Raw genomic sequence first — 14946 nt, 5'->3', positions numbered from 1 at the left:
CATCAACTCCTGGACAAATCAAGAAGCGTCGGCGTGAAAGCCGGCAACGGCAAAACGAATCAGCGCTTTCGCTGCGCGCTGGCGATGGGTGGCATCGGACACCCCGGCGGGGCGTTTGATCAGGCCAAAATCGGCCATCGCATAGGTCAATGCGCCGGACAAAAAATCCAACCGGCGGTACAGCTCTTCTTTGCTCAATTCCGGCACGCAAGCGTGGATGGCCTTGGCGAAGGTGCGTGGCACATGGCCGTATTGGTCGGATAGAAATTTGCGCAGCCCGGCGTTGCTTTCGGCATAGGCACGCGCAATCACCCGAATGAACGCCGCACCACCGTGGCGGTCTTGCGCCATGGCAAGGGCGGGCTCCACGAAGGCGGCCAGAATGGGTTCCAGCAGAACGGGCGATGCCAGCGTCGCGCGCTGCAGTGCTTCCAGCCGGGCGCTGCTCATTTCATCCATGCGTCGACGGAACACTTCGTTGACAAGATTGTCTTTGCTGCCGAAGTGGTAGTTGACCGCCGCAATATTGACATCGGCGCGGCTGGTCACCTGCCGTAGCGATGTGGCCGCAAACCCTTGCTGGGCAAACAATTCCTCCGCCGCGTGCAGGATGCGATCTTTGGTCGAAAAGTGTTGCAGGCTCATGCAGGCTCCACATCGAATCAAACGCTTGTTTGAGGCTAAGCCATACGCATGCGTATGTCAAATTGCGCGCGTGTGATTGGCGCCTTGGTGCGGACTTAAGCCTCGACTATTGATTGGGAAATTACGTGGAAATCAGCTAGAATTGGCGGCAGCCATATCGGCCAAACCCGCGCCAGTACGCGGGTTTTTCTGTTATCCTCGGGCGCTCCGGCAAGGACGCCCTTTACTTTTCCGGAGAATCTCATGGCGCTGGAGCGCACCTTTTCGATCATCAAGCCCGATGCCGTTGCCAAAAACGTGATCGGCGAAATCTATTCCCGCTTTGAAAAGGCCGGCCTGAAGGTTGTGGCTGCCAAGATGAAGCACCTGTCCAAGGCCGAGGCCGAAGGCTTCTACGCCGTGCACCGCGAGCGCCCGTTCTTCAATGCGCTGGTCGAGTTCATGATCTCCGGCCCAGTGATGCTGCAGGTGCTGGAAGGTGAAGGTGCGATGCTGAAGAACCGCGAGCTGATGGGCGCCACCAACCCGAAAGAAGCCGCCGCCGGCACCATTCGTGCGGATTTTGCCGACAGCATCGACGCCAACGCTGTGCACGGTTCGGACTCGCTGGAAAATGCGGCCATCGAAATTGCCTATTTCTTCCCAGCCACCGACGTCTACGCACGCTGAGTTGCTGCCATGAGCCAAACGCGCAGCCCCGTTATCGATATCACCCTGCTGGGTGAGGGCGAGGTTGCGCTTGCCTCCGCGCCGGTGCATGCCGGCGTAGAGACAAGAACTAATATTTTCGACTTCGATCGCGCCCGTCTGGAGCGTTTTTTCGAAGAGGATCTGGGCGAAAAGAAGTTCCGCGCCCACCAGGTGATGAAGTGGATCCATCATCGCTATGCCACCGAATTTTCTGAAATGACCGACCTTGGCAAAGCGCTGCGCGCCAAGCTGGAAGCGCGCGCCGTGGTGCGCGCGCCGCAGGTCATCTTCGACAAGGCATCCACCGATGGCACCCATAAATGGCTGCTGGGCATGGATGCCAGAAACGCCATCGAAACCGTGTACATCCCCGACAAGGGGCGCGGCACCCTGTGCGTGTCCTCGCAGGTCGGCTGTGCGCTGAATTGCGGCTTTTGCTCCACCGCCACCCAAGGCTTCAATCGCAATCTATCCACTGCCGAGATCATCGGGCAGGTCTGGGTGGCGGCGCGCCATCTTGGCAACGTGCCACACCAGCAGCGCCGGCTCACCAATGTGGTGATGATGGGCATGGGCGAGCCGCTGGCCAATTTCGACAACGTGGTGCGTGCGATGAGCATCATGCGCGATGATCTTGGCTATGGCTTGGCCAACAAGCGCGTCACCTTGTCCACCGCGGGTTTGGTGCCGATGATCGATCGCTTGGCGGTTGAGAGTGATGTGTCACTGGCGGTGTCGCTGCATGCACCGTTTGATGAACTGCGCACGCAACTGATGCCGATCAACAAGAAATATCCGTTGGCCGAGCTGCTGGATGCCTGCGTACGCTATGCGCTGCGCAAGAAGGGCGAATCCGTCACCTTCGAATACACCCTGATGAAGGACACCAACGACCAGCCCGAGCACGCGCGTGCGCTGATCGGCTTGCTGCGTGACTTCGACCGCCGGGTGCAGATGAAGGGGGCAGCCAAGATCAATCTGATCCCGTTCAATCCATTCCCCGGCACGGGGTTCCAGCGTCCGGACGATATGGCCATACGCGGGTTCCAGAAATTATTGAACAATGCCGGCATGATCGCGCCGGTGCGGCGTACCCGTGGCGATGATATCGATGCCGCCTGCGGTCAGCTCAAGGGCCAAGTGATGGATCGCACCCGGCGCTCGGCCGAACATCGCAAGCGGCTGCAAGCCGCGGGAGCGCATTGATGCGGTATCTAGGTGGCGGCTTATTGTTGGCGGGTGTGCTGGGTGGGGTGCTGCTCAGTGGTTGCAACCAATTGGAGCGGCTGACCATCGTCAGGCCCAATGCACAGCCGCGCGGCTACACCCAAGTGGCCCCCACTTACGATGTCAGCGGGAAAAACGCGAAAAAAAGTACCGAAGACCCAACCATGCTGCTGGCGGTGGCTAGCGACTTGTACCAGCGGCAACAATGGGATGAGGCCGAGCGCGTCACGCGCAAGGCATTGAAAGCACAGCCTGGCTCGGGGGACGGTAATACTTTGTTAGGGGCAATTGCCGACGCCCGTGGTAACGCTGCCGACGCTGGCAAGGCCTACAAGGCCGCCGTGGATAGCGCCCCCACTAATGGCGTGTACGCCAATAATTACGGTAGTTGGTTATGCGCCAACGGGCAGCCGGCGCAGTCACTGGCCTGGTTTGATCGGGCCGTGGCCGATCCCGCTTATCCCACCCCGGCCGGGGCGATGGCCAATGCCGGCAATTGCGCAAATCAAGCCAATCAGCCGGTGCAGGCCGAGGTGTACTGGCGCAGTGCGGCGGCCCAAGACCCGCAAAATCTAACTGCACTTTCGGGGTTGGCGACGCTGGTGTTCAAGCAAGGGAATTATTTGGACGCCCGCGCTTTTGTTGAACGCTGGCTGGCGCTGCGGCCCGAGGATGCCGCTGGTTTACGCTTGGCGGCCAGCATCGAACAAAAACTTGGCGACAACGAGGCCGCTTCGCGCTATCTTTCCCGTTTGCAGGCGATCCCCTCCGGTTCACCCTCGATACCGCGCACGCAATGAGCCCACAGTTTCCATCCGATTCTACCCATCAAGCCCTTGCCGGCTGCGGCGCGCGTTTGCGTGATGCGCGACAAGCGGCAGGCTTGAGCATTGATGATGTTGCCGCACGCTTGCGGATGCCGACGCGGGTGGTGCAATCGCTGGAGGCCGAGGATTGGTCACGGCTGGGGGCACCGGTGTTTGTGCGTGGGCAAGTGCGCAGTTATTCGCGCCTGTTGGGGCTGACCACCGCACCGATGATGGCCGCGCTGAATGTAGAGCCTGTGGAGCCCACTACGCTGGTCAGTCGCACCCATACGCCCAAAGCGCAGTGGTGGGCCGAGCAAATTGGCCGGCGCTTGGTGTACATCGTATTGACGTTGTCGTTGGCAATCCCCGCTTGGGTTGCCACACGGCAACACCTGAATGGAACCCCGGCCACAGTAGCGGCATTGGATGCCCCGATGGCTGCGACCCCACATGCCGCACCTCAGGGTGCGGCACCTGCGCCCACCACGCCGCGCACGATGGTTGCGTCGATGGCCCCGATTGGGGCGACGATGCAGCCAGAGCCAGTACCGGCAGCTACGGATGTCGTATTGCGGGCGACTGGTAAATCATGGCTGGAAGTCATCGCTCGCGACGGGCGTGTGCTTGAGCAAACCATGTTGGCCGATGGCGATGAAAAGCATTACCCATTGGATCAGGTGCAACGCCTGACCATTGGCAACGCGGCGGCAGTGCAATTGCAAGCAGGTGGCCAGCCCCTGAACGTCACCGCACATGCGCGCGCGAACGTGGCACGCTTTGCGGTATCCTCCGACGGTTCGCTTGCCGCGCAAGAGTGACAACTGCGGCAGCGTTGCGTATTTCCTGATGGTTTTGGTTTTCTTTAGCGTCCCGACCTTGGATGGCGGGCGAGAGGCAGCATGGCGATCGACGAACTGCTTAACGAACATGAACAGAGTGAACAAGTTCGCTCTTGGCTACGCAGTAACGCATTGGGCCTGATTGGCGGCGTTGCATTGGGCTTGGCGGTCATCGCCGGCTGGAACTGGTGGCAGACGCAGCGGTTGACTGCGGATATGGGTGTGAATGCCAGTTATGCCAAAAGTGTTGCCGCGTTTGAAGAGGGCAAAGTCCCCGCAGACAATGGCAAGGCCGTGTTGGCAAGCTTGGAAAAGGGCAACCCAACCTTGGGTACGTTGGCGGCATTGCAGTTGGCTAAGGCTCAGATCGATGCAGGCAAGCGCGACGACGCCATCCTCACGTTGCGCGCTATCCGTAACCCCGACAGCGACCTGCGCCCGGTCGTGCAGGTGCGCTTGGCACATTTATTGATCGACGCTGGCAAAGCCAAAGATGCACTGGCATTGCTGGATGATGAGCACAATGCCGAGATGCTCGACGCACGCGGGGATGCGCAGTTCAGCTTGGGTGACTTTGCCAAAGCACAAACCGCCTACAGCAAGGCCTTGGGCTTGGCCGATGTGGGGTCGCCGCAGCATCATCTGATTTCCATGAAACTGATCGAAGCCGGTGGCGTGCCGCCACATACTGAGGATAAGCGCTGATGAAGTCGGGCAAGCACCGTTCCTTGCAGTTGTTGACTGCGGCCACCTTGGCGGTGGCCATGCTGTCTGGCTGTAGCAGCGTGAAAAACCTATTCAGTGGCCGCAATAAAGACAAATCAGGTGAGCCTGCCAAATTGGTGGACATCACCCCGTTGGTCAGTGCCAACCGGGTGTGGTCGGCGGCAGTGGGCAAGGGCGAGAAAGATCTCGGCATCGGCCAACATCCGGTCATCAACGGCAATCATGTGTATGCCGCCGCGGTGGATGGCGGGGTCTCGGCATTGGATCTGAACACCGGGCAGTCGCTTTGGCACTACGACAGCAAAGCGCGTCTGAGTGGTGGCCCCGGTGTTGGCGGCGGTTTGGTGGTCGTGGGTGGGTTGAAAGGCGAAGTCATTGCACTGGACGAAGCCACGGGCCAAGAAAAATGGACGGCCAAAGTCAATAACGAAGTCCTCGTTGCCCCCAGCATCGGTGGCGGCATGGTGTTCGTGCATTCCAATGATGGGCGGGTGACCGCATTCGATGCGGCCAATGGCGAGCGCCGTTGGTTTTATAGCGCCGACATTCCAACATTGACGGTGCGCGGTACCGGCGGCATCACCTTGGGGCCGGGCATTCTGTTTGTCAGTGGCGACAATGGCAGCGTGACCGCATTGAACATGAATGACGGCAATGTGATGTGGACCACACCGGTGGCCGAGCCCGACGGCCGCAGTGAATTGGAACGCATGGCCGATGTAGATGGTGACGCCGTACTGGAAGGCACCGTGTTGTATGCCAGCAGCTACAAAAACCACACGGTGGCGATTGATGGCCCCAGTGGGCAAGTGATGTGGGATAGCGAACGCGGGGGTGCCCGTGGTGTGGGCGTCAGCAATTCCGCGATTGTCATCACCGATAAAAACGGCAACGTGGCAGGTTTGGACAAGAACAGTGGCGGCAGCCTATGGCAGCAGTCCGGCTTGCTCAATCGCAATGTGTCGGCACCCACGGTGCAAGGTGACTACGCACTGGTGGGAGATTTTGAAGGCGTGGTGCACTGGATCCGCCTGAGCGATGGTGCATTTGCCGCGCGTAGCAAAGTGGGCGCAGCGGTGACCGGCAAGCCGGTGGTGGCCGATGGCATTGCGGTGGTGCAAAGCATCGATGGCAAATTGACCGCGTTTTCGTTGAAGTAAGGCGCTGTTGCCAGCCGCGCGCGCTGGCAGTGATGCGCTGGTACCAACGTGCGGCTCCGGCTACCCTGCCGGGGCCGCTGTTGTTTCTAAGTTTCTTACGGCTCGCAAGCGTAGCCAAAGGTTTGAACCATGCTTCCCCTCGTTGCTCTGGTCGGACGCCCCAATGTTGGCAAGTCCACCCTATTCAATGCGCTAACGCGCACCCGCGATGCCTTGGTGCACGATGAGCCAGGCGTCACCCGCGATCGCAATTACGGTGTGTGCCGCCTGCAAGAGGGGCGCCCGTTTGTGTTGGTGGACACCGGCGGTATTGCAGGCGAAGACGAGGGGCTGGCCGGGGCCACCGCGCGGCAATCACGCGCAGCGGCAGAAGAGGCCGATGTGATCTTGTTTGTGGTGGATGGCCGCGAAGGTGCATCGGCACTGGACGACGACATCCTGCGCTGGCTGCGCAAGCTGTCCAAGCCGACCTTGCTGGTGGTCAACAAATCCGATGGCATTGACCTGCAAGCGGCGCTGGCGGAATTCTCCCGTTACGGTTTTGGCGATGCCTTGCCGGTGTCATCGGCGCATCGCACCGGGATTGACACGTTGCTGGCCAAAGCACTGGCGCTGTTGCCGGAAGAGGGCAGCACCGAAACCTTAGACGAAGACCCCACGCGCATCCGCATCGCCTTTGTCGGCCGTCCCAATGTGGGCAAGTCCACCTTGGTCAACCGCATCCTCGGTGAAGAACGCATGATCGCCTCCGAGGTGCCAGGCACCACCCGCGATTCCATTGCAGTAGATATGGAGCGTGATGGCCGCAAGTATCGCCTGATCGACACCGCCGGCCTGCGCCGCCGTGGCAAGGTCGAAGAAGCGGTCGAAAAGTTCTCGGTATTCAAAACCCTGCAAGCCTTGGAGCAATGCCAAGTGGCGGTGTTGATGCTGGACGCCAGCGAAGGCGTCACCGACCAAGACGCCACGGTGCTGGGCGCAGCACTGGATGCCGGCCGCGCCTTGGTTATCGTGCTCAATAAATGGGACGGGCGCACCGATTACGAGCGTCAGCAGGCCGAAGCCTTGGCCGCGCGCAAATTGAGTTTTGTGGAATGGGCCGAGCGTGTGCGCATTTCCGCACTGCATGGCTCGGGCCTGCGCGAATTGTTCAAAGCCATTCACCGCGCACATGCCTCGGCCACCCATTCGTTCAGTACCGCGGATGTCACCCGTGCAGTGGAGGCTGCTTATACCGCCTACCCACCGCCAGTGGTGCGCGGGCATGTAGCCAAGCTGCGCTTTGCCCATCCTGGTGGGGAAAGCCCGCCCACCTTCGTGATTCACGGCACGCGTCTGAAGACCTTGAGCGCCACTTATCAGCGCTATCTGGAAAACTTTTTCCGCAAGCGTTTCAAATTGGTGGGCACACCGATTCGCTTGATCCTGCGTGAAAACAGCAATCCTTACGAAGGCAAAAAGAACCCACTGACCGAACGTCAGATCGCCTCCAAACGCCGGTTGATGCGGCATGTGAAACGCAACGACTGATGCACGCTGGCGACATCACCCTAGGCATCATCGCCGGGGGCCGCGCCACCCGCTTGGGCGGGCGCGACAAGGCGTGGATCGTGCGGGATGGGTTGCCGCAAGTGTTGCGGCTAGCGCAAACCTTCGCCCAAAGCTGCGGCAGCGTGCTGGTCAGTGCCAATCGCGATACGCCGCGTTACCTCGCACATGGTTTGACCGCGCTGCCCGATCGCGTGGCCGACCTCGGCCCGCTGGGGGGGCTGGACGCGCTGGCCACGGCCTGCACCACGCCGTGGTTGCTGACCCTACCCGTGGATATCGTGGCGGTGCGTGTCGATGTGCTGCAAGCGCTGCATCAAGCAGGCGGGCAGGGCGCAGTGGCGCGTGATGACGAGGGCTTGCAGCCGCTGGTGGCGCTGTATCGCGTGGATACCTTGCGCGCGGCACTGGCGGTGGCACTGGCAGCGCAGCAGTACTCGGTGCAACTCATGCAGACAAATTTGCAACTGCCAGTGCAGCGTTTGCACGGCGTACGCTTTGGCAACCTCAACACCCCTGCTGATTTGCAACAGGCAGGGTGTGCGGATGCCGGGCGGGAAGGGCGATAATTGCCCGATGCACGCGCCCCCGGTCATTCGCAGTGTTTCGCCCGCCGTCGCGCATGCCCGCCAACAAGCGGGAGCGCGTTTGATCGACGTCCGCGCCGCCCACGAACGCGCGCTGGGGATGGCGCAGCACGCATTAGGTATTGCGCGTGATGCCTTGGCGCAAACCCTGGCAACCGACGCGCCGGATCCAAACACCGAACTGGTGTTGATCTGCCAACGCGGCATGCGCTCGCAGCAATGTGCGCAGGCATTGGCGGCCTTGGGTTATCGCAATCTGGCTTCGGTCGAAGGCGGTACCGAAGCTTGGCAGGCCGCCGGTCTGCCGATGTGCAAACCCGACATCGACCCCGATTTCAGTGAACGCTACTCGCGCCACCTACGCTTGCCCGAAGTTGGGCTGGATGGCCAAAAAGCGCTGGAAGCCGCGCGCGTGCTGGTGGTGGGCGCGGGCGGCTTGGGCTCGCCAGCAGCGTATTACTTGGCCGCGGCCGGCGTTGGCAGCTTGCGTATCGCCGATGACGACGTGGTGGACCGCAGCAATTTACAGCGGCAAATTTTGCATACCAATGATCGCGTCGGGCAGCCCAAAGTGGCCTCGGCCGCACACACATTGTCGGCATTGAACCCACGCACCCGCATCGAAGCGATTTGCGAACGGGTCACGGCAGCCAATATCGAACGCCTGCTCGATGGCGTCGACGTGGTGTTGGACGGCGGCGACAACTTCCCGGTGCGTTATTTGCTCAACGACGCCTGCGTGCAGTTGCGTAAGCCCTTGGTGTATGGCGCGGTACATCGCTTTGAAGGGCAGCTCAGTGTGTTTGATGCCGGCCGGCAACGCGGGTTGGCGCCGTGCTACCGCTGCATGTTCCCGGAGCCGCCACCGGCTGAAGCTGCGCCTAACTGTGCCGAAGCGGGAGTGTTGGGTGTGCTGCCGGGTGTGATCGGCCTGTTGCAGGCTACCGAAGTGCTTAAATTGTTGCTGGGGCTGGGCACGCCGCTGACCGGGCGCATACTGCAATTTGATGCGTTGGGCATGCTGTTCCGCGAATTTCGAGTAAGCGCCGATCCCGCGTGTCCGGTCTGCGCGCCAGATCGCGCTTTTCTAGGGTATGTGGATGAAGCGGCCTACTGCGCCGGGGATGGCAACGGGTGATGAGCAAGGCATGGATGCACACGGTTCTAGCCGCATGTCTGTTTTTACTGTCCGGTATGGCATGGGCGGGGGATCAATGCCCACAACGCAGCCAACAGCAAGCGGATACACAGGTCGCCACGCGCATTGCTGCGGTTGCCTGTGACGAGTACTTGCGTTGGAACCGCGCATTTATCGACGCCAATGGCAAGCTGGCCAATCTGCCGGCCTACGAGGCCGAAAACAATGGTTTGAAGGATGGCGGCGCACCGTGGCGGCGGGTGGCGTTCTACTGGCAATCCAGTGGCTTGCTGCCGGCGATGGCGTTTAAATCCGGCGCCACCGATTGCAATTACGCGGCGATGAGCCTGAGTTACCCCGGCTTGGGCTGTCGTGGCTTCATCATCGACAACCCATGGTCGGCGGCCTTCATCAGCTGGGTGATGCAACGTGCGGGAGTGCCCGGGTTTCAAGATTCGCCCAGCCATTTCGACTATGTGCGTGCGGCGCGCAAGAATGCCAACAGCCCTTATCGCTACCTGTCACCTAGCGGCAGCAGTGTGCAGCCCGGCGACATGCTGTGTTACGTGCGCACAAAGGCGATTTTTGGGTACGAAGGTTTGACCAAGCGCATCGATGCCGGCGAGGCAGGCCTGCCCATGCATTGCGACATCATTGTAGCCACCGACAACGGCAGGGCGTATGCCATTGGTGGCAATGTGCAGCAGGCAGTGACCATGCGGTTGCTATCGTTGGATGCACAGGGGCGACTCACAGGCCTGCTGATGCGCAGTGCGCAAGATGTGCCGTGCTCACCAGACAACGAAGCCGGTTGCAATTTCAACCGACAAGATTGGGCCGCGCTACTTAGCTTGAAGCCGCAAGACGCATTGGCGCAAATCGGCCCGGTCGTACCGCCGGGTATGCAACGCAATCCACCCGTACCGGAAACCTGCTGTGTGAATTGCGTGGTGGGGTCTGGTGTGCCACGTTGCCCCGCACCCGGGCAACCGCCGCTAATCCGCAGCACGCCGCCGGAAGACCCCTTACCCGAAGGCGGCTAAGCCGGCGTCAGCTGGCCGCCGGGGTCCTGCTACTACGCAAGCGTGGTTTGGACCGCGGATCAATCTGCACTCCCAAAATGGTATTGCAGTGGATACAGCTATAGCTCAGGCAGCGTGCTTTGCTGCTGCCGTCCACCATGCCGACGATCTGTTCCACATTGACGTGCAATACCCGCTTACCACATTTTGGGCATTCGCCCTGAAGGTTTGCCATGCTGCCCCTCGCCGGATGGTGTGAAGTGTTGCTACTTGTCCTGAACAACGCTTGTGGATCATGTCGCCGGCCAAACCGCAGTGCTTGTGGCCGCCAGCGCCAGCCCGGCATCCCTGCACTGCATAACCTACACCCGATCGCTGCCCGCGTCGCCTGCCGACTGGGCGATAATGCACACTTTCCAGCAACCCGATTCCCTGCATGACCGCCAAGATTCTCGATGGCAAGCGCATCGCCGACGACCTCCTGCAAACCCTCAAGACCCAGGTCGATGCCCGCCTTGCCGCCGGTAAATCGCGGCCGGGCTTGGCGGTGGTGCTGGTGGGGGCTGACCCCGCCAGTCAAAGCTATGTGCGCAACAAGCGTCGCGCCGCCGACAAAGTGGGGATCGCCGCGTTTGACTACGACCTGCCGCCCACCACCACCGAAGCCGAGCTACTGGTCTTGATCGACCAACTCAATGCCGACCCCAACGTCCACGGCATTCTGATTCAACTGCCACTGCCCGGCATCCGTGATGCCAGCGCACTGATCGAGCGCATCCACCCCAACAAAGATGTGGACGGCTTCCATCCGCAAAACGTGGGGCATCTGGCGCTGCGCCAGTTTGGTCTGCGCCCGTGCACGCCGCGCGGCATCACCACCTTGCTGGCCTACACCGACAAACCGGTGCGCGGGCAAAGTGCCACGATTGTCGGTGTGTCCAACCACGTTGGCCGGCCAATGGGGCAAGAGCTGCTGATCGCCGGCTGTACCGTGACCAGTTGCCACAAATTCACCCCCATGGACGTGCTCAAACGCCACGTCGGTGAGGCCGATATTTTGGTGGTCGCCGCCGGTAGGCCCGGCCTGATCCCGGGCACGTGGGTAAAGCCGGGCGCGGTGGTGATCGATGTGGGCATCAACCGGCTGGACGATGGCCGCCTAGTGGGCGATGTGGGCTATGCCGACGCCGCCCAACGCGCCAGCTGGATCACCCCAGTGCCGGGCGGGGTAGGGCCCATGACCGTGGCCACTTTGATGCAAAACACCTTGGAAGCAGCGGAATTGGCGGACGCGGGCCTGTAAACACGCTACAATGGCGAGCTTCCCCACTTCCCACGGGTCTGCCGATGCTCCGCATCCTGGCTGAAGCACTGACGTACGACGACGTTTCTCTCGTTCCCGCGCATTCCATCGTCCTGCCCAAGGATGTCTCGCTGGAAACGCGCTTCACCCGCGACTTGCGCATCCGCCTACCGATTGTGTCGGCGGCGATGGATACCGTTAGCGAGGCGCGCCTTGCGGTGGCGATGGCGCAACTGGGCGGCATCTCCATCATCCACAAAAACATGACCGCGCAGGCGCAGGCGCAGCAAGTGGCGTGGGTCAAGAATTTTGAGGCTGGGGTCATCCGCGACCCGTTCACGGTGGGACCGGACGCCACCATCGGCGAGGTGCTCAAACTCACCCGCGCGCGCAATATTTCCGGCGTGCCGGTGGTGGATGACTCGGGCCACTTGGTGGGCATCGTCACCGGTCGCGACATGCGCTTTGAAAAGAAGCTCGACGACCCGGTCCGCCACGTGATGACCAAGCGTGACCGTCTGGTCACCGTGAAGGAAGGTGCCAGTGACGATGAAGTGATGGGCCTGTTGCACAAGCACCGCATCGAAAAAGTGCTGGTGGTCAATGACGAGTTCGCACTGCGCGGGCTGATCACGGTCAAAGACATCCAGAAGAAATCCGACAACCCCAACGCCGCCTATGACCTCAGCGAACGCTTGCTGGTGGGCGCAGCGGTGGGTGTGGGTGGCGATACCGAGCAGCGCGTGGAAGCCTTGGTGGCGGCCGGCGTGGATGTGATCGTGGTGGACACCGCGCATGGCCATTCGCAGGGCGTGCTGGATCGCGTCAACTGGGTCAAGAAAACCTTCCCGCAGGTGCAAGTGATTGGCGGCAATATCGTCACTGGCGATGCCGCACTGGCGCTGATGGACGCAGGCGCGGATGCAGTGAAGGTCGGCGTGGGCCCCGGCTCCATTTGCACCACCCGCATCGTGGCCGGCGTGGGCGTGCCGCAAATCACCGCCATCGACATGGTGGCTAATGCCCTGCAAGACCGCATCCCGCTGATTGCTGATGGCGGCATCCGCTATTCGGGGGATATTGGCAAGGCGATTGTTGCGGGCGCATCCACGGTGATGATTGGTGGCCTGTTTGCCGGCACTGAAGAGTCGCCCGGTGAAATCGAACTGTTCCAAGGCCGCAGCTACAAGAGCTATCGCGGCATGGGTAGCTTGGGTGCGATGGAAAAGGGCAGCAAGGATCGTTATTTCCAAGATGCTGCCGATGCCGACAAGCTGGTGCCAGAAGGCATCGAAGGGCGTGTCCCCGTGCGCGGCCCGCTGTCGGGCGTGGTGCATCAGCTGGCCGGTGGTCTGCGCGCCACCATGGGCTATGTGGGCTGCGCCACCATCGAGGCCATGCGCACGCAGCCGTCCTTCGTCAAGGTGACCGGCGCCGGCCAGCGCGAAAGCCACGTCCACGATGTGCAGATCACCAAAGAGCCGCCGAATTACCGGGCGGGCTAACGCCGTTTTCCCTCTCCCATTGGGAGAGGGTGGCGCGAAGCGCCGGGTGAGGGTTCGGCTCTCATTCGGAGTTCGCATTTCCGAACCCTCACCCCCAACCCCTCTCCCGGAGGGAGAGGGGAGGACACCATGACCAATATCCACACCGACAAACTTCTGATCCTCGATTTCGGCGCGCAATACACCCAGCTGATCGCCCGCCGCATCCGCGAGTTTGGCGTGTATTGCGAAATTTGGGCGTGGGACCACGACCCGGCCGAGATCGCCGCATTCGGTGCCAAGGGCATCATCCTGTCGGGTGGTCCGGAATCCACCACCGAGGCCGATTGCCCGGCCGCGCCGCCGCAAGTATTCGATGCCGGCGTGCCGATTTTGGGCATCTGCTACGGCATGCAGACGCTGGCGGTGCAATTGGGCGGGGCGACTGAAGCCGGCAACCAGCGCGAGTTTGGTCACGCCGCGCTGGACATCATCGGCAACGATGCCTTGCTGTCAAACGTGGCCACCAGCGACGCGCTGCGCAATGTGTGGATGAGCCATGGCGATCACGTCTCGCAAGCGCCGGCGGGCTTCACCGTCACCGCCAAAACCGACCGCTTGGGTATTGCTGCCTTCGCCAACGACGCGAAGAAAATCTACGGCGTGCAGTTCCACCCGGAAGTCACCCACACCGCTGCCGGCGAAGCGCTGCTGCGCCGTTTTGCGGTGGACATCTGTGGCTGCCAAACTTTGTGGACAGCAGCCAATATCATCGACGACCAGATCGCTCGCGTGCGCGAACAAGTCGGTGACGATGAGGTGATCCTTGGCCTGTCCGGTGGTGTGGATTCGTCCGTTGTCGCGGCGTTGCTGCACAAGGCCATCGGCCAGCAATTGACCTGCGTGTTCGTCGATACCGGCCTGCTGCGCTATCAGGAAGGCGATCAGGTGATGGCGATGTTCGCCGCCGAAGCCAGCAATGGCGGCATGGGCATCAAAGTCATCCGCGTCAACGCCGCCGAGCGCTATTTCAAGGCGCTGGAGGGCGTGAATGACCCGGAGGCCAAGCGCAAGATCATCGGCGGGTTGTTCATCGAAATATTCGATGAAGAATCGGCCAAGCTGAAGAACGCCAAATGGCTGGCGCAGGGCACCATCTACCCCGATGTGATCGAGTCAGCCGGCAGCAAAACCGGCAAGGCGCACGTCATCAAAAGCCACCACAACGTCGGTGGCCTGCCCGAACACATGAAGCTGGGCTTGGTGGAGCCGCTGCGCGAGTTGTTCAAGGACGAAGTGCGCCGGCTGGGCGTGGCGCTTGGCCTGCCGCGTGAAATGGTCTATCGCCACCCGTTCCCCGGCCCGGGCTTGGGCGTGCGCATCTTGGGCGAAGTGAAGCCCGAATCCGCAGAGTTGCTGGCCAAGGCCGATGCGATCTTCATCGACGAGTTGCGCAAGGCAGATTTGTACGACAAAACCTCGCAAGCGTTCGCGGTGTTTTTGCCGGTCAAATCGGTGGGCGTGGTCGGCGATGCCCGCGCCTACGAATGGGTCATTGCATTGCGCGCGGTGGAAACCGTCGACTTCATGACCGCGCACTGGGCGCACCTGCCGTACGACTTCCTCGGTACCGTCAGCAACCGCATCATCAACGAACTACGCGGCGTCTCCCGCGTGGTGTACGACATCAGCGGCAAGCCACCAGCGACGATCGAGTGGGAATGAACGGCCTGCCTGCGAACCATTGGTTCGCAGGCCGTTCATTGCC

At 61.3% G+C, this 14946-nt stretch carries 14 protein-coding genes; 13 read left to right on the top strand and 1 reads right to left on the bottom strand.

Going from position 1 to position 14946, the window contains the following annotated elements:
• Window positions 1–18: 18 nt before the first annotated feature.
• A complete protein-coding gene (locus tag PK789_RS06750; protein WP_324307919.1) occupies window positions 19–645 on the bottom strand; it encodes a TetR/AcrR family transcriptional regulator in 627 nt (208 codons plus the stop codon).
• Window positions 646–888: 243 nt separating this feature from the next.
• On the opposite strand from PK789_RS06750, the gene ndk reads away from it, so the two are divergent.
• The 13 genes from ndk (at window position 889) to guaA (ending at window position 14903) form a co-directional block, all read left to right on the top strand.
• Window positions 889–1314: a nucleoside-diphosphate kinase gene (gene ndk / locus PK789_RS06745; RefSeq protein WP_324307917.1), complete on the top strand. Its 426-nt coding sequence runs from the start codon at window positions 889–891 to the stop codon at window positions 1312–1314.
• Between the two features lie 9 nt (window positions 1315–1323).
• Window positions 1324–2541, top strand: coding sequence for a dual-specificity RNA methyltransferase RlmN (rlmN, locus tag PK789_RS06740; RefSeq protein ID WP_324307916.1), 1218 nt, complete (start codon window positions 1324–1326; stop codon window positions 2539–2541).
• The gene (locus PK789_RS06735) at window positions 2541–3362 is read left to right on the top strand and encodes a tetratricopeptide repeat protein (RefSeq protein ID WP_324307914.1); all 822 of its coding nucleotides are present in this window, start codon (window positions 2541–2543) and stop codon (window positions 3360–3362) included. Before rlmN ends, PK789_RS06735 begins: the two co-directional genes overlap by 1 nt.
• Window positions 3359–4189 (top strand): helix-turn-helix domain-containing protein, encoded by an 831-nt coding sequence (locus tag PK789_RS06730; protein ID WP_324307912.1) that lies wholly within the window; start codon window positions 3359–3361, stop codon window positions 4187–4189. The genes PK789_RS06735 and PK789_RS06730 overlap by 4 nt, the downstream gene beginning before the upstream one ends.
• 81 nt (window positions 4190–4270) lie before the next feature.
• Complete coding sequence (locus PK789_RS06725) at window positions 4271–4915, top strand: YfgM family protein (RefSeq protein ID WP_324307911.1); 645 nt, start codon at window positions 4271–4273, stop codon at window positions 4913–4915.
• Window positions 4915–6096 carry an outer membrane protein assembly factor BamB gene (bamB, locus tag PK789_RS06720; protein WP_324307909.1) on the top strand — a complete coding sequence of 394 codons (1182 nt, stop codon included), beginning with the start codon at window positions 4915–4917 and terminating at the stop codon, window positions 6094–6096. The genes PK789_RS06725 and bamB overlap by 1 nt, the downstream gene beginning before the upstream one ends.
• 129 nt (window positions 6097–6225) lie before the next feature.
• Window positions 6226–7626, top strand: coding sequence for a ribosome biogenesis GTPase Der (der, locus tag PK789_RS06715; RefSeq protein ID WP_324307908.1), 1401 nt, complete (start codon window positions 6226–6228; stop codon window positions 7624–7626).
• Window positions 7626–8213: a molybdenum cofactor guanylyltransferase gene (gene mobA, locus PK789_RS06710; protein ID WP_324307907.1), complete on the top strand. Its 588-nt coding sequence runs from the start codon at window positions 7626–7628 to the stop codon at window positions 8211–8213. Before der ends, mobA begins: the two co-directional genes overlap by 1 nt.
• A gap of 7 nt (window positions 8214–8220) precedes the next feature.
• Window positions 8221–9369: a molybdopterin-synthase adenylyltransferase MoeB gene (gene moeB, locus PK789_RS06705; RefSeq protein WP_324307905.1), complete on the top strand. Its 1149-nt coding sequence runs from the start codon at window positions 8221–8223 to the stop codon at window positions 9367–9369.
• 14 nt (window positions 9370–9383) lie between these two features.
• Window positions 9384–10412, top strand: coding sequence for a DUF2272 domain-containing protein (locus tag PK789_RS06700; RefSeq protein WP_324307903.1), 1029 nt, complete (start codon window positions 9384–9386; stop codon window positions 10410–10412).
• Between the two features lie 415 nt (window positions 10413–10827).
• Window positions 10828–11694 (top strand): bifunctional methylenetetrahydrofolate dehydrogenase/methenyltetrahydrofolate cyclohydrolase FolD, encoded by an 867-nt coding sequence (gene folD, locus PK789_RS06695; protein WP_324307901.1) that lies wholly within the window; start codon window positions 10828–10830, stop codon window positions 11692–11694.
• 44 nt (window positions 11695–11738) lie between these two features.
• Complete coding sequence (guaB, locus tag PK789_RS06690; protein ID WP_324307899.1) at window positions 11739–13199, top strand: IMP dehydrogenase; 1461 nt, start codon at window positions 11739–11741, stop codon at window positions 13197–13199.
• Between the two features lie 129 nt (window positions 13200–13328).
• Window positions 13329–14903: a glutamine-hydrolyzing GMP synthase gene (gene guaA, locus PK789_RS06685; RefSeq protein ID WP_324307897.1), complete on the top strand. Its 1575-nt coding sequence runs from the start codon at window positions 13329–13331 to the stop codon at window positions 14901–14903.
• Window positions 14904–14946: the final 43 nt, after the last annotated feature.

Origin of the sequence: Thermomonas sp. (assembly GCF_035369645.1) — a bacterium.
Taxonomy (GTDB): Bacteria; Pseudomonadota; Gammaproteobacteria; order Xanthomonadales; family Xanthomonadaceae; genus Thermomonas.
This window is presented reverse-complemented; position numbering and strand designations above follow the sequence as displayed.

Excerpts from the sequence above, each read along its gene's own strand:
- PK789_RS06750 (WP_324307919.1), bottom strand. The coding sequence starts at position 645 with ATGAGCCTGCAACACTTTTCGACCAAAGATCGCATCCTGCACGCGGCG.
- ndk (WP_324307917.1), top strand. The coding sequence starts at position 889 with ATGGCGCTGGAGCGCACCTTTTCGATCATCAAGCCCGATGCCGTTGCC.
- rlmN (WP_324307916.1), top strand. The coding sequence starts at position 1,324 with ATGAGCCAAACGCGCAGCCCCGTTATCGATATCACCCTGCTGGGTGAG.
- PK789_RS06735 (WP_324307914.1), top strand. The coding sequence starts at position 2,541 with ATGCGGTATCTAGGTGGCGGCTTATTGTTGGCGGGTGTGCTGGGTGGG.
- PK789_RS06730 (WP_324307912.1), top strand. The coding sequence starts at position 3,359 with ATGAGCCCACAGTTTCCATCCGATTCTACCCATCAAGCCCTTGCCGGC.
- PK789_RS06725 (WP_324307911.1), top strand. The coding sequence starts at position 4,271 with ATGGCGATCGACGAACTGCTTAACGAACATGAACAGAGTGAACAAGTT.
- bamB (WP_324307909.1), top strand. The coding sequence starts at position 4,915 with ATGAAGTCGGGCAAGCACCGTTCCTTGCAGTTGTTGACTGCGGCCACC.
- der (WP_324307908.1), top strand. The coding sequence starts at position 6,226 with ATGCTTCCCCTCGTTGCTCTGGTCGGACGCCCCAATGTTGGCAAGTCC.
- mobA (WP_324307907.1), top strand. The coding sequence starts at position 7,626 with ATGCACGCTGGCGACATCACCCTAGGCATCATCGCCGGGGGCCGCGCC.
- moeB (WP_324307905.1), top strand. The coding sequence starts at position 8,221 with ATGCACGCGCCCCCGGTCATTCGCAGTGTTTCGCCCGCCGTCGCGCAT.
- PK789_RS06700 (WP_324307903.1), top strand. The coding sequence starts at position 9,384 with ATGCACACGGTTCTAGCCGCATGTCTGTTTTTACTGTCCGGTATGGCA.
- folD (WP_324307901.1), top strand. The coding sequence starts at position 10,828 with ATGACCGCCAAGATTCTCGATGGCAAGCGCATCGCCGACGACCTCCTG.
- guaB (WP_324307899.1), top strand. The coding sequence starts at position 11,739 with ATGCTCCGCATCCTGGCTGAAGCACTGACGTACGACGACGTTTCTCTC.
- guaA (WP_324307897.1), top strand. The coding sequence starts at position 13,329 with ATGACCAATATCCACACCGACAAACTTCTGATCCTCGATTTCGGCGCG.